The sequence below is a fragment of the Rhodoglobus galactosidasius genome (assembly GCF_054957775.1).
Window position 1 is genome coordinate 116,833 of the sequence record NZ_JBQIAV010000003.1, and the last position, 13,854, is coordinate 130,686.

General features: G+C 59.6%; 11 protein-coding genes. 9 read left to right on the plus strand and 2 right to left on the minus strand.

Going from position 1 to position 13,854, the window contains the following annotated elements; genetic code table 11:
• Window positions 1-53: 53 nt before the first annotated feature.
• Window positions 54-701, minus strand: a complete 648-nt coding sequence (locus ACTJJW_RS04790; protein ID WP_462642998.1) for a M23 family metallopeptidase — start codon at window positions 699-701, stop codon at window positions 54-56.
• Between the two features lie 279 nt (window positions 702-980).
• Here ACTJJW_RS04790 and ACTJJW_RS04795 point away from each other — a divergent pair, with 279 nt between their 5' ends.
• Window positions 981-1,751 carry a gamma-glutamyl-gamma-aminobutyrate hydrolase family protein gene (locus ACTJJW_RS04795; RefSeq protein ID WP_462642999.1) on the plus strand — a complete coding sequence of 257 codons (771 nt, stop codon included), beginning with the start codon at window positions 981-983 and terminating at the stop codon, window positions 1,749-1,751.
• A 63-nt stretch (window positions 1,752-1,814) separates the two neighbouring features.
• Here the strand turns inward: ACTJJW_RS04795 and ACTJJW_RS04800 are convergent, their stop codons facing one another.
• Window positions 1,815-2,006 carry a hypothetical protein gene (locus ACTJJW_RS04800; RefSeq protein WP_462643000.1) on the minus strand — a complete coding sequence of 64 codons (192 nt, stop codon included), beginning with the start codon at window positions 2,004-2,006 and terminating at the stop codon, window positions 1,815-1,817.
• Between the two features lie 147 nt (window positions 2,007-2,153).
• Here ACTJJW_RS04800 and ACTJJW_RS04805 point away from each other — a divergent pair, with 147 nt between their 5' ends.
• The 8 genes from ACTJJW_RS04805 (at window position 2,154) to ilvN (ending at window position 13,840) form a co-directional block, all read left to right on the plus strand.
• A complete protein-coding gene (locus ACTJJW_RS04805; protein ID WP_462643001.1) occupies window positions 2,154-2,708 on the plus strand; it encodes a TetR/AcrR family transcriptional regulator in 555 nt (184 codons plus the stop codon).
• Window positions 2,709-2,735: 27 nt separating this feature from the next.
• On the plus strand, window positions 2,736-5,639 hold the full coding sequence (locus ACTJJW_RS04810; RefSeq protein WP_462643002.1) for an MMPL family transporter: 2,904 nt from the start codon (window positions 2,736-2,738) through the stop codon (window positions 5,637-5,639).
• The gene (locus tag ACTJJW_RS04815) at window positions 5,636-7,372 is read left to right on the plus strand and encodes a YhgE/Pip family protein (RefSeq protein WP_462643003.1); all 1,737 of its coding nucleotides are present in this window, start codon (window positions 5,636-5,638) and stop codon (window positions 7,370-7,372) included. Before ACTJJW_RS04810 ends, ACTJJW_RS04815 begins: the two co-directional genes overlap by 4 nt.
• A gap of 99 nt (window positions 7,373-7,471) precedes the next feature.
• Window positions 7,472-8,977, plus strand: coding sequence for an alpha,alpha-trehalose-phosphate synthase (UDP-forming) (gene otsA / locus ACTJJW_RS04820; protein WP_462643004.1), 1,506 nt, complete (start codon window positions 7,472-7,474; stop codon window positions 8,975-8,977).
• Window positions 8,978-8,979: 2 nt separating this feature from the next.
• Window positions 8,980-9,777, plus strand: coding sequence for a trehalose-phosphatase (otsB, locus tag ACTJJW_RS04825; RefSeq protein ID WP_462643005.1), 798 nt, complete (start codon window positions 8,980-8,982; stop codon window positions 9,775-9,777).
• Between the two features lie 27 nt (window positions 9,778-9,804).
• Window positions 9,805-11,508, plus strand: a complete 1,704-nt coding sequence (gene ilvD, locus ACTJJW_RS04830; RefSeq protein ID WP_462643006.1) for a dihydroxy-acid dehydratase — start codon at window positions 9,805-9,807, stop codon at window positions 11,506-11,508.
• Window positions 11,509-11,544: 36 nt separating this feature from the next.
• Window positions 11,545-13,329: an acetolactate synthase large subunit gene (locus tag ACTJJW_RS04835; RefSeq protein ID WP_462643007.1), complete on the plus strand. Its 1,785-nt coding sequence runs from the start codon at window positions 11,545-11,547 to the stop codon at window positions 13,327-13,329.
• 4 nt (window positions 13,330-13,333) lie between these two features.
• Window positions 13,334-13,840 (plus strand): acetolactate synthase small subunit, encoded by a 507-nt coding sequence (gene ilvN, locus ACTJJW_RS04840; RefSeq protein ID WP_462643008.1) that lies wholly within the window; start codon window positions 13,334-13,336, stop codon window positions 13,838-13,840.
• The last annotated feature ends 14 nt before the right edge of the window (window positions 13,841-13,854 follow it).

Consider the following 13,854-nt stretch of genomic DNA (forward strand, 5'->3'; position numbering starts at 1 on the left):
CCACACTTCTGCGTGCTGGGTGCGTAGCTATAGCGCGCACCCTCAACTTCTGACTACGGCAACCAGGGCGCCGGGTCGACACGTGCGTCGAACACGTAGACCTCGAAGTGAAGGTGCGGGAACGTTGAGTAGCCGGTGTTGCCTATGGATCCTAGGGGAGTGCCGGCAGCAACCCATTGTCCGGCAGTAACCAATTGCGAGCCTTCAATCATGTGCGCGTATAGCGTTTTGACTCCGTTGCCGTGATCGATTATCACGTGACGGCCCCAGCCGCCTCCATAGGTCACACTCTCGACCGTTCCGGGGGAGGCCGCAACAACTGCTGAGCCTTCGGGGGCCATGATGTCCATGCCGCCGTGGAACTCGGTGCCGCGGTAGCCAAAAGCGTCGTTGACCGGGCCGTTGGCGGGGAACACTTCGAGGAGGCCAGTAATACCGGCCGCAGTGATCACAACTTGTTGTTCGACTTGCTCAATTTGGTACGAGTCGCGAACGATAGGAGCGACTTCACCGGTGGCCGGTGACGCAAAAGTCTGAATGTCATCTGCAGGCGCTGCGCTAATCGAACCATCTGCGGCGGCTGCGAGAGTTGTCGCATCGGCGAGAAAGGTGTCGTTGTTGGTGGTCGGCAGTATCGCTGCGGGTACTGTGCCGCCAATGAGCAACGCCCCAACGGCGAGCATAGTAATAGTTCGTTTCAACAGCGTTCCTTGGTTTGGGTCAGGGTGAAATGGCTGCCGAAGCGAAGAACAATCTCGTGGTGGCTCAGCGTTCCCTCGGGTGTGGGCGACGGAAGAGCCGGATTGGTGCACACTGCAGCGCACTGGCCGAAACCGCTTCGATGCGGTTAGACAGGCGAGTAAGTTGCCGAATTTAGCTGAACTTCCTGAGAACCGCTCTCAGGAAGACGCATTTGGGTCACGCTGGCCTATATCCTTTTGGTTACAAACGTTCTAGTTCTTTGATGGAGAGGAGTCCGCATGGGCACCAGTTCACGGCCAATAATCGGGCTCACGTCATACCTCGAGCAGGCCCAAACCGGTGTCTGGGACCTCCCCGCCTCATTCCTACCGAAGATCTACTTTGAAGCAGTGACGGACGCCGGCGGCGTCGCCGTTCTGCTGCCGCCGCAGCCGGTAGATTCCGAGATTGCCGCGTCGATCATCCAGGGACTCGATGGCTTGATTCTCACGGGTGGCAAAGACGTTGACTCGGCGCGCTATGGACAGGAAGCGCATCCAACCGCTGATGTGCCTCGCAAAGATCGCGATGCATTCGAAGACGCACTCTTGCATGCTGCCATTGAGCAGAACGTGCCCTTCTTGGGTATCTGCCGTGGTGCGCAAGTGCTTAACGTGACGCTGGGCGGAACAATCATTCAGCACCTCCCTGATGTGATCGGATCAGCGCGCTATAGCGCCGGGGGCGGCGTATTTTTGGTAAACGATGTTGCGGTTGAACCCGACACAATCCTCGCTGCGCTGCTCGGTGGCGACGATAGCGTGGCCGTGAAGTCGTATCACCACCAGGCGATCGATACTCTCGCTGACGGGCTCATCATCTCCGGGCGTGGCGAGGATGGCATCATCCAGGCGGTCGAGCTGCCGAGCGTCGACTTTGGCGTTGCCGTGCAGTGGCATCCAGAAGAGGATGCCAAACAAGACTTGCGTCTCTTCGAAGGCGTTGTGGAGGCCGCAGCCCGCTACCGCTCGAAGCATAGGGCGCTCGCCGACGAGCAAGTAATGGGTTAGTGCGCCTCAGGGCGCGTTTTGCCGCACGCCGCTACTTGCGGCAGGCGCGCACGCCGCTACCGACTACTCCTCGAGGTCGTAGGAGTTTTGAGCTTGTTTGGCGATGGTGCCGACGGCGATCGCCACGGTGAGTCCCCAGCTGACCCACATGAGGATGAGACGCCAGTCACGTGGCCCCTGTTTGGTCGTTTGAAAGATGCTCCAGCCGCCTGCGACTGCGCCGAGGAGACTGCCGTTGAACAGGTACTTGCGCATTTTTCCTCCGTGGTTGGTGCGTCGGTCTAGGGGCTAACGCTAGCGCGACATTCTGATTGCGGCCAGCGGGAGGGGCGTGTGCTGGAGATGGGCTGTGAAACTGACCGATTGGACAGTTCTGACCGATCGGTCAGTTAGTCTCTACAGGTGTCTAGTCATGAAGAGCTCCAGCGCATCGCGCTCGCCGAATTCGCCTCCGCGGGTTACACAGGTACCTCGATTCAGAGAATTGCCGAACTCGCGGGTCTCTCAAAATCCACCGTGCTCTACCACTTCACCTCTAAAGAGGCGCTCCTCGAAGCCACCGTTGGACCGGCGATCGATCGCTTAGAAGCACTCATGGCCGAACTCGAAATGCGTGGGCTGTCACCCGACTACCGCACTAAGTTCCTCGAACAGTTCGTCGACTTCTTGTTCGACTGCAGGCAAGAAGTTCACATGTTCATCAATCAAGGGCCATCGCTTCAGGACGTGCCGGTGATCGAACGCGCCAACAACACTGTGCGCAACCTCGCGGAGTTCTTCTCCTCCAGCACGGCAAATCCGCACGACAAGATGCGGTTCGGCATCGCTCTCGGCGGATCGGCCTACATGCTGTGCACCGCAGACAACCTTGATCTGCCGCTCGAAGCAGACCACGACACTCGCGCGGCCCTCATCACGATCATGAGCGAACTGCTCGCTCCCGTTAGCAGCAAGTAACTTTCTCCCTCAAGAACCGGAGCTCTCGTGGCAATTCTTCTCTATCGGCTCGGCCGATTCTCGTTCCGGCATTCGTGGCGTGTGCTCATCGTCTGGATTCTGCTCATCGCAGGAACGCTCGGCGCGGGAGTCGCACTTGGTGGGCAAACCCAAGAGTCGTTCGAGATTCCGGGCACCGAGTCGCAGGCCGCACTTGATCGGCTCGAGGCAGTGTTTCCTTCAGTGGCGGGGGCCGCCGCGACTGCAGTCATTGTTGACGAGAGCGGATCACGCATCGAGGCTTCAGAGGATGTGATCGAACGCATCACCTCGGCTATCGACCGCATTGACGGGATCGACTCGGCGGTGAGTCCGTTCAGCGAGTATGCGGGCAAGGCCATTTCTGATGACCACAGCATGGCGATCATCCGCGTGCAGTTTGATGGTGTCGCGACGGACGTTACCGATGCCACCCTTGAAGAACTGGTTACTACGGCCGAGATTGGCAGCGATGCAGACCTGCGGGTCGAGTTCGGCGGCCAAGTATTCCAGGACACGTCATTCGGCATTACGGTCACCGAAATTGTCGGTGTCTTCTTTGCCGCACTTGTGCTCGTGATCACCTTTGGGTCGCTGCTCGCGGCCGGAATGCCTCTCTTGAGCGCGCTGCTTGGCGTGGGGATTGTAATGGGGCTCATCACGACGCTCTCGGCATTCACGACGGTGTCGAGTTCGGCGCCGCTTCTCGCGCTCATGATTGGGCTCGCGGTCGGCATCGACTACGCACTCTTTATTGTTTCTCGGCATCGAGCACAGCTCGCCACGGGGGAGGACCCCGAAGAGTCCGCCGCGATGGCGGTGGGCACGGCCGGAAGCGCCGTGGTGTTTGCCGGAGTCACCGTAATCATCGCCCTGCTTGGCTTGCTCGTTGTGGGAATCCCGTTCTTGAGTGTGATGGGCATAGGGGCCGCGGTCGCCGTATTCATTGCGATGGGCGTCGCAACAACACTGCTGCCAGCCTTGCTCGGATTGGCCGGGGCTCGCCTCATCCCCAAGCCTGGGTCGCGAGCGTATCGCCGGTTCACGGTATCCGCGAATGAGAGCAAGACCATGGGCGCCCGCTGGGTACGCGGAGTAACCCGTCACCCGTGGCTTGCGACCATTGCCGTCGTGGCAGTTTTGGGAACGCTCGCCATTCCGGCTGCCAGCCTCCAACTGAGCCTTCCGGATGGCGCATCCGAGCCAGCGGGCTCAACGCAGCGCGAAGCCTACGACTTGGTGACTGAAGGATTCGGCCCGGGCTATAACGGACCACTTGTGGTTGCTCTCGACATCACTCAAACCATCGACATTCAGGATGATTTGGAATCGATCGCCGCCGATCTGGAGCAGCTCGATGACGTCGACTTTGTCTCTCAGGGGTTCCCTGACGACGGGCTCGACACCGCCATCATTCAGGTGACGCCATCGAGCTCGCCAGACTCCGAAGCGACCAAAGCGCTTGTGCAAACCATTCGCGATCTCGCTCCTGAACTTGAACGCAAGTACGACATCCACATCTTCGTCACCGGCACTACGGCGATCGGCATCGATATCTCGAACCGCCTCAGCGACGCCCTGGTGCCCTTCGGCGTGATCGTTGTCGGGCTTTCGATCTTGTTGCTCATGATGGTGTTCCGTTCGGTGCTCGTGCCTCTCAAGGCGGCAACCGGGTTCCTGCTTTCGGTTGTCGCCTCATTCGGTGTGGTTGTTGCGGTGTTCCAGTGGGGCTGGTTCGGCGACATCATCGGGGTCGAAAACCCTGGCCCCATCCTGAGTTTCATGCCGATTCTGTTGATGGCGGTGCTCTTCGGGCTGGCGATGGATTACGAAGTGTTCTTGGTATCAGGAATGCGTGAAGAGTTCGTCAAGACGGGCAAAGCGGCATCATCGGTGCGTCATGGATTCGCCAGCAGCGCTCGTGTTGTCACCGCGGCCGCTCTGATCATGTTCTTCGTCTTCTTCGCTTTCGTTCCTGAAGGCAGCGGCACCATCAAACCCATCGCACTCGGGCTTGCCGTCGGAATCGCATTTGACGCATTCCTGGTGCGGATGACGCTGGTGCCAGCCCTGATGGCTCTCTTCGGTAACGCTGCCTGGTGGCTACCGGCATGGCTCAGCCGGCTGCTCCCTAATGTGGATATCGAGGGTGAGCAGTTGCGCGAGCACCGCCACGAGCTCGACTGGGCGAGCACACAAACTGCCTTAGCAATGAGCTCCGAATATCTCGTTATCGGGGATGCCGAGTATCGACTCGGGCCTATTGCGTTCGCAATTCCCCGCGGATCGTTGGTGATTGCTTCGGGAGAACGTCGCGAGCGCCGCGTGATGGGCGCGACGCTCAGCGGAGTGCTGCCGCCCGTGTCGGGCCTAGTGCAGGTTGCGGGATACCCGCTTCCCTCGCACGCAGCCCACGTGAACAAAGTAGTGGCGCTCGCCGAAGTTGCGGGTTCGCCGTATACCGACGGTCCACTATCCATTGTCGCGATGTTGCGCGAACGACTCGAGATGACTCAGCCGTTGGGCCGAAGCTGGCGAACCTCAGCGAGTGTGCGCGACTGGATCCGACGTGTTGATGATGTGCTCGCGCAGGTCACCGCACGGCGAACCGTGCGCATCACCGCCGAAACGAACATCAGTGCCCTGCCGCAACTCGAACGCGCGGTAGCACTTGCCGCCATCGCGCTCGCTGAAGGCACAGAGATTGTGTTCTTCGACCGCTTTGATCAGTTCGCCTCTGAAGAAGACGAGGCAGCATTCCTTACCGCTGTCGGCAGACTCGCGGACGCCACAACAACCATCATTTTCGGCACCGAGTCGCCAGCGACCGTTGCCCATTCAATCGATCGCGGAGAACGCAACGTGCTCCTCGTCGACCTCTATCTCCTTGCACCGGAAGGACTGCTTCGATGAGTACCTCATACCCCACAGCTCTGCCGAAGAAGCGCTGGCTGACAGTGGCAGGATTCGCCGCTGTTGCCTTGATTCCTTTGGCTTTCACCGGGCTCTTCGTCGCCGCAATTGGCGATGGCGATAGCGCGATTGACGACATCCCCGTCGCGCTCGTCAACAACGACGAGATTCAGACCACAACGGCCCTTGACGGCGACGAGCAGATCGTCTTTGCTGGGCGCCAACTGGTCACCGAGCTCACTGGCGCCGACGGCTTCGACTGGACGATCACCAATTCGGATGATGCGGAAACGGCATTGGCGCGAGGTGACGTCTATGCAATCTTGACGGTGCCCGCAGAATTCTCAGAGTCGATCCTTTCGCTCTCAACGGATAAGCCCGCTCAAGCACAAATCTCGATCCGAACCGACGACTCGCACAGCTACCTCACCGGCTCTGTCGCGCAGGTAGTCGGCCAGTCGATGACCGACACCTTTGGTCGCGCCATCACCTCGCAGTACATTGACGGTATCTACGCCAGCATTGGTGAACTCGGAGGAGCGCTCTCCACTGCCGCAGATGGCGCCACAGAGTTGTCGGATGGCGCCACAGACTTCACCGCTGGACTCACCACCTACACCACGGGCGTTGATTCGCTAGCCTCCGGTCTCAGCGAGCTGAACAATGGTGCGGCGGGGCTCTCTTCGCTAACGGTAGGGGTCGGGCAGTACACCTCGAGCGTCTCCCAGCTGTCGTCGACACTGGCATCCATCAATCCGGCAATTCAGGCGCAGCTCAACGACCCGCAGCTCACAGGCACCCTCCAAGCTGTCGTCGATGGGCTCACGCAGGCGGCGGTAGGCGGGGCAACTCTTAAGTCGCAGACTGCTGACGCGGTAGGCGGTATCCAGTACGGAATCTCCCAGAGTGCGTCGGGCGCTGGAGAGCTTTCCGCCGGATCAGCCGCTCTCACCGGCGGGGCGAAAGGCATCTCGACGGGGGCTTCAGAATTGGCGACCGGTCTCTCTGAAGGTGCTGCGCAGGTGCCGTCGAGCGATCCAGATACAGCAAGCACTAACGCAGATATCGCATCAGAGCCCGTGACCCTCTCGGTGAGTACCGATAACGAAGTCAGCGAACCGGCACAGGCGATCGCGACCTTCTTCATCCCCCTCAGTTTGTGGCTGGGTGCGCTCGCCGTGTTCTTGGTGCTGAGCTTGCCCACCTACCGTTCGCTGTCATCCACGGCGAAGGATGGACGAATTGTTGCGTCGACGCTGGTCAGAGCATCACTGTTGACCGCGATTCAAGCGGTTCTGCTCGTTGTCCTCCTTCATGCCGGCGTCGGAGTGAGCTGGACGCTGCTGCCTGCTACCGCAGGTCTCGCACTGTTGACGGCAATTTCGTTTGCAGCATTTCACTACTTCTTGACCGCGGCACTCGGGCGAGGAGGGCTTGTGATCTCGCTGTTCCTCTTGGCGATCCAGCTCACTTCAACTGGCGGCATTTATCCGATTGAGGCACTTGCCGCGCCGTTCCAAGCAATGAGCCCATTCCTTCCCCTGACCTACGCGGTCGAAGGCATGTACGTGATCCTGTCGGGCGGAAACCCTCAGCCGGCGATCACCGCCGCGTTTGCGCTTCTCGCGCTTGCCGTAGTGAGTGTTGCGCTCTCGGTACTCGCCGTGAAGCGGATACGAAAATCGACCGCAACCAGAATAATTCTGGCTCCAGTCGATTCTCGACCGCTCTGACGCAGGCGGCGGGGTACACCTAGCGATCATCGGCCACCGGCCGGGAGAGGGCGGCGATCCTCGGGCAGAGCGCAGAGCCCGCTGGTAAAGTGACCACTTATGGAAGCTCACAAGAATTCTTCTCCCTCCGAGTACGATTTTGTCGTTGTTTCCAACCGGTTGCCGGTCGACTGCACCGTTGAAGACGATGGATCCCTCACTTGGAAGCGCTCGCCTGGCGGTCTCGTTACTGCCCTCGAACCGGTTATGAAGGCTGCGGATGGCGCCTGGGTTGGCTGGGCCGGTCGCCCCGATCTCGAGGTCGAACCGTTTCGCAATGACGGCATCCAAATCATTCCGGTTCCTCTCAGCTCTCAAGACATTGAGGAGTACTACGAGGGGTTCAGCAATGACACCCTCTGGCCGCTCTATCATGATGTCATCGCACCGCCGGCCTACCATCGTGAGTGGTGGGACGACTACGTGGCCGTCAATCAGCGGTTCGCGGATGCCGCAGCCGCGAACAGCGCCGAGGGTGCTGTCGTCTGGGTGCAGGACTACCAACTCCAGCTCGTGCCGCGCATGCTCCGTGAACAGCGCCCCGATCTGACTATCGGTTTCTTCAATCACATTCCATTCCCGCCATACGGAATTTTCGCCCAGTTGCCGTGGCGCACTCAGATCATTGAGGGCATGCTCGGTGCCGACGTTGTTGGCTTTCAGCGTTCGTCAGACGCGGCCAACTTTTCGTCGGCCGTGCGTCGCCTCACGAATCATCCGACGAAGAACCCGGCGATCGAGGTCACGATCGACGGCCAACCTACGCGCCGGGTGGTAGCGAAGGCGTTCCCGATTTCGATTGATTCCCGCAGCTTCGAGGAGCTCGCTCGCGATCCCGCTATCCAGCAGCGTGCTCGCGACATTCGTAAGGGTCTCGGTAACCCGAAGACGGTCATGCTCGGTGTTGACCGCCTCGACTACACGAAGGGCATCCGCCACCGCCTGAAGGCGTACGGCGAGCTGTTGCATGATGGTTCAATCGAGGTCGGTGATGTTGCGCTCATTCAGGTTGCAAGCCCCAGTCGCGAGCGTGTTGAGGCATACATGCACTTGCGTGACGAGATCGAGCTGACAGTTGGTCGAATCAATGGTCAGTTCAGTACGCTGAGCCACTCGCCGATCAGCTACTTGCACCAAGGTTTCCCGCGTGAAGAGATGGTTGCACTGTACTTAGCCGCTGACGTGCTGCTTGTTACTGCGCTGCGCGACGGCATGAACTTGGTCGCGAAGGAGTATGCGGCGAGCCGTTTCGATAACGATGGTGTGCTGATTCTGAGCGAGTTTGCCGGCGCGTCGGAGGAACTACGCAAGGCTCTTTTGATCAACCCCCACGACATCGACGGCGTGAAGGAGGCGATGATGCGGGCAATCAACATGCCTAAGGCTGATCGTATGACTCGGATGCGTTCCATGCGCAAGCGTGTGCTCGACCACGATGTGGCCCGCTGGTCGAACGCGTTCCTCAAGAATTTGGCCGCGACGCGATCGGATCGTCACCGCAGGATTGCGCCGTTAGATATGGCCGAAGAGATTGAGTGGACCATCGAACGAAAGCGAGTCAAGTAGTCGTGAAGTATTCCTCTGAAACGGAGATCGCTGCGGCGATTGACGCGCTTGTTGCGATGCCGACCCTGCTGATCGCTCTCGATTTCGATGGCACTTTGGCCCCTGAGGTCGATGATCCGCTTGACGCCCGTGCACTTCCTGAAGCCCAGGAGCAGCTGCTACGGATTCTCGACCTCGCCGATACACGGCTGGCTCTCGTGTCTGGTCGGGCCCTCGACAGCCTTGAGCATGTGGCGCACCTCGACGACCGTGTACTTTTTGGTGGTTCGCACGGTTGGGAATATCGGCTCGACGAGGGCGACTCTGCTCTGCCGATGAGTGAAGCACACGCCGCGGAATTGGTGAAGCTTGATGCACTCATGCACGAGCTTGCCGACAGCGCCGAGGGAGCTTGGGTTGAGCTCAAGCCTGCCGGGCGGGCTCTGCATGTTCGAATGACGGCTGCGGAAGACGCGGAACGACTAACCGCCGAAGCAGTAGCACGCGTGGAGGCCGACATCCCGAGCCTGACCACACGTCTCGGCAAGAACGTTGTCGAGTTCGCCATCCACGATGCAACGAAGGGTGATGCGATCGAGCGCCTGCGTGAATACGTGGGTGCCGACGCAGTTTTCTTTGCTGGAGACGACGCAACTGACGAGGATGCGATCGCAGTGCTCGCCCCGAATGACCTCGGTGTTCGGGTGGGGGATGCACCATCTGCGGCCAGACTTCGAGTCGCCGGAACGCGCGAAATTGCCGACGTTCTTAAGGTGCTCGCCGATCGTCGTGCAGTCGCAGTTTCTGCGCGGACAAACTGAGGTTTCGCTAAGCCCTAAACTCGAAGCATGTCTGAGAGCAATTCGATCGATATTAAGCCACGTTCCCGCACGGTAACCGACGGAATTGAAGCCACTACGTCGCGCGGGATGCTTCGCGCCGTGGGTATGGGAGATGCCGATTGGGAGAAGCCCCAGATTGGTATTGCGAGTTCGTGGAACGAGATAACTCCCTGCAACCTGTCGCTTGATCGTCTCGCTCAAGCAGCAAAAGAGGGTGTGCACGCTGGCGGCGGCTACCCGCTTCAGTTCGGCACCATCAGCGTCTCTGACGGAATCTCGATGGGCCACGAGGGCATGCACTTCTCGCTCGTAAGCCGCGAAGTCATTGCCGACTCCGTTGAAGTCGTTATGGAGGCCGAGCGTCTCGATGGTTCGGTCACGCTCGCGGGCTGCGACAAGTCGTTGCCCGGAATGCTGATGGCTGCGGCACGACTCAACCTCTCATCCGTGTTCCTCTATGCGGGTTCGATTGCTCCAGGCTGGGTCAAGCTCAGTGATGGCACCGAAAAAGACATCACGATCATTGACTCCTTCGAAGCGGTTGGCGCTGTGAAGGCTGGCCGGATGAGCGAAGCTGACGCTAAGCGCATTGAGTGTGCTTTTGCTCCCGGCGAAGGCGCCTGTGGCGGTATGTACACGGCCAACACGATGGCGAGTGTTGCGGAAGCGCTGGGAATGAGCCTTCCCGGCTCGGCAAGCCCCGCATCCGCCGACCGCCGACGCGACTACTTTGCGCACCGCTCCGGCGAAGCTGTTGTGAACCTGTTGCGTCTGGGAATCACCTCGCGCGACATCATGACGAAGAAGGCCTTCGAGAACGCGATCACCGTTGCGATGGCTCTCGGTGGTTCCACGAACGTTGTGCTGCACATCTTGGCGATCGCCAGCGAAGCTGAGGTCGACATCACTCTCGACGACTTCAACCGCATTGGCGACAAGGTTCCTCATCTGGGAGACCTTAAGCCGTTCGGCAAATACGTGATGAACGATGTTGACCGTCACGGCGGTCTGCCCGTTCTCATGAAGGCGCTCATGGAAGAGGGGCTCATTCATGGCGATGCGCTCACGGTCACGGGTAAGACTGTTGCCGAGAACTTCGCTGAGATGGATATCGACCCTCTCGATGGTGAAGTTCTCCGCACGATTGACAACCCCATCCACCCGACCGGTGGGCTCACGATTCTGAGTGGTTCACTGGCCCCCGAGGGTTCTGTAGTGAAGACCGCAGGCTTCGACCGCTCCGAGTTTGAGGGCCCCGCGCGCGTCTTTGAGCGCGAGCGTGAAGCCTTAGATGCTCTCACAGCTGGCACAATCGAGTCCGGTTCTGTTGTCGTCATCCGCTACGAGGGCCCCAAGGGCGGGCCGGGGATGCGCGAGATGCTGGCGATCACGGCGGCCATCAAGGGCGCAGGACTCGGCAAAGATGTACTACTCTTAACAGACGGACGATTCTCAGGCGGCACAACCGGGCTGTGCATCGGCCACATAGCTCCCGAAGCAGTAGACGCAGGTCCTATTGCCTTCGTGCGCGATGGTGATCTGATACGGGTCGATATCGCAGCTCGCTCGCTCGACTTACTTGTCGACTCCGCTGAGCTCGAAGCCCGCCGAAAAGGCTGGGCCCCCCTACCTCCGCGTTACACGCGAGGCGTTCTCGCCAAGTATTCGAAGCTTGTGCAGTCCGCCGCTCGCGGCGCGGTAACCAGTTAGCACCACGTTCACCAGTGAAATTTAAAGGATTTACACATGTCCTCTGACCCCGTACCGCGGCCGAAGAGCACCACACCGGAGATTTTGACCGGCTCTGGTGCAATCTTGCGCAGTCTGGAAAAGCTGGGGGTGAAAGATGTCTTCGGCTTGCCCGGCGGCGCAATCATGCCCTTCTACGACGAGCTGATGGCATCCACTGCTATCCGTCACATTTTGGTTCGTCACGAGCAGGGTGCTGGTCACGCTGCTGAAGGCTACGCATCGTCATCAGGAAAGCTCGGCGTCTGCATCGCAACATCTGGCCCCGGTGCGACCAACCTCGTTACGGCTATTGCGGATGCCCACATGGACTCCGTGCCGTTGCTCGCGATCACCGGTCAGGTCTTCTCGACCTCGATGGGAACCGACGCTTTTCAAGAGGTAGACATCTCGGGCATCACGATGCCGATCACGAAGCATTCGTTCCTCGTGACCAAACCGGAAGACGTCCCGGCGACCCTGGCCGCGGCATACCACATCGCCACAACGGGCCGACCTGGCCCGGTGCTGGTTGACGTGACCAAGGACTGCCAGCAGGGATCTGCCCCATTCATCTGGCCGCCCAAGGTTGACCTGCCCGGCTACCGCCCGGTCATGAAGGCGCATGGCAAGCAGGTTCAGGCAGCGGCGCAGATGCTGGCCGAGGCCGAGCGCCCCGTCTTCTACGTTGGTGGCGGAGTGGTGCGCTCAGGCGCATCAGCAGAACTGCTGGAGCTTGCAGAACAGGTGGGTGCGCCCATCGTGACCACGCTGATGGCTCGCGGTGCGTTCCCCGACTCCAACGAATTGAATCTTGGGATGCCGGGAATGCACGGCTCAGTGCCTGCGGTTCTCGCCATCCAAGAGTCCGACCTGCTCATTTCGCTCGGCGCTCGATTCGACGACCGGGTTACCGGCAAGCCAAGCGAATTCGCTCCCCTTGCCAAGGTCGTTCACGTTGACATCGACCCGGCTGAGATCGGCAAGATTCGTGCAGCAGAAGTGCCCATCGTTGGTGACGCCAAAGACGTGATCATCGATCTCACTGCCGCATTCGCTGAGGTGCGCAAGCAGACCACGCCCGACTATTCGGCATGGTGGGAGCGCCTCAATTCGTTGCGCAACCAGTTCCCGCTCGGCTTCACTGAGCCTGACGACGGGCTACTCTCACCGCAGTACGTAATCCAGCGCGTCGGTGAAATCACTGGGCCGGAGGGCATCTTTGCCGCGGGCGTTGGTCAGCACCAGATGTGGTCTGCGCAGTTCATCAAGCACGAACGTCCCAACTCCTGGCTCAATTCGGGTGGTGCTGGAACCATGGGTTACGGCCTTCCTGCAGCGATGGGCGCCAAGGTTGCCAACCCCGATCGCCCCGTGTGGGCGATTGATGGCGATGGATGCTTCCAGATGACCAATCAGGAACTCGCGACTTGCACGATCAACAAGATCCCGATCAAGGTCGCGATCATCAACAACTCGAGCCTCGGTATGGTGCGCCAGTGGCAGACGCTGTTCTATGACGGCCGCCACTCGTTCACCGATCTCAACACCGGGCACGACACCGTGATGATCCCCGACTTCGTGAAGCTGGGGGAGGCCTACGGTTGCCTCGCCATCCGCGTCACCAAGAAGGAAGAGATCGACCCGGCCATCAAGCTCGCGCTTGAAACCAACGATCGCCCCGTTGTTATCGACTTCGTTGTGAGCCGAGACTCAATGGTGTGGCCGATGGTGCCGCAGGGTGTCGGAAATTCAAGCGTGCAGTATGCCCGTGATCATGCCCCAGAGTGGGAAGAGGAGTAAAGCGATGAGTCACGTACTTTCTCTGCTGGTAGAAGATAAACCAGGTCTGCTCACTCGCGTCGCAGGATTGTTTGCGCGTCGCGGGTTCAACATCCAGTCGCTGGCTGTTGGCTCAAGCGAGATCGAAGGCCTTTCGCGCATCACCGTTGTGGTGGATGTCGAAGAGCTGCCGCTCGAGCAGGTCACCAAGCAACTTAACAAACTCATCAACGTCATTAAGATCGTTGAGCTTGACCCAGCGCAGTCGGTAACGCGCGAGCACCTTCTGATCAAGGTGCGCGTAGACAACACGACGCGCTCACAGATTCTCGAAGCGGTAAACCTGTTCCGTGCCCGCGTGGTTGATGTCGCATCCGATGCGCTCATCATTGAAACCACCGGCGACTCGGGCAAGATTCAGGCATTCCTGCGAGTGCTCGAACCCTACGGGATCAAAGAAATTGCTCAGAGTGGACTGTTGGCCATGGGCCGCGGTTCGAAGAGCATCACCGACCGAGTTTTCAAGAACTAACAGCACCAACAACT

Coding starts and splice junctions, on each gene's coding strand:
- ACTJJW_RS04795 (WP_462642999.1), top strand. CDS start 981: ATGGGCACCAGTTCACGGCCAATAATCGGGCTCACGTCATACCTCGAG.
- ACTJJW_RS04800 (WP_462643000.1), bottom strand. CDS start 2,006: ATGCGCAAGTACCTGTTCAACGGCAGTCTCCTCGGCGCAGTCGCAGGC.
- ACTJJW_RS04815 (WP_462643003.1), top strand. CDS start 5,636: ATGAGTACCTCATACCCCACAGCTCTGCCGAAGAAGCGCTGGCTGACA.
- otsA (WP_462643004.1), top strand. CDS start 7,472: ATGGAAGCTCACAAGAATTCTTCTCCCTCCGAGTACGATTTTGTCGTT.
- ilvD (WP_462643006.1), top strand. CDS start 9,805: ATGTCTGAGAGCAATTCGATCGATATTAAGCCACGTTCCCGCACGGTA.
- ACTJJW_RS04835 (WP_462643007.1), top strand. CDS start 11,545: ATGTCCTCTGACCCCGTACCGCGGCCGAAGAGCACCACACCGGAGATT.
- ilvN (WP_462643008.1), top strand. CDS start 13,334: ATGAGTCACGTACTTTCTCTGCTGGTAGAAGATAAACCAGGTCTGCTC.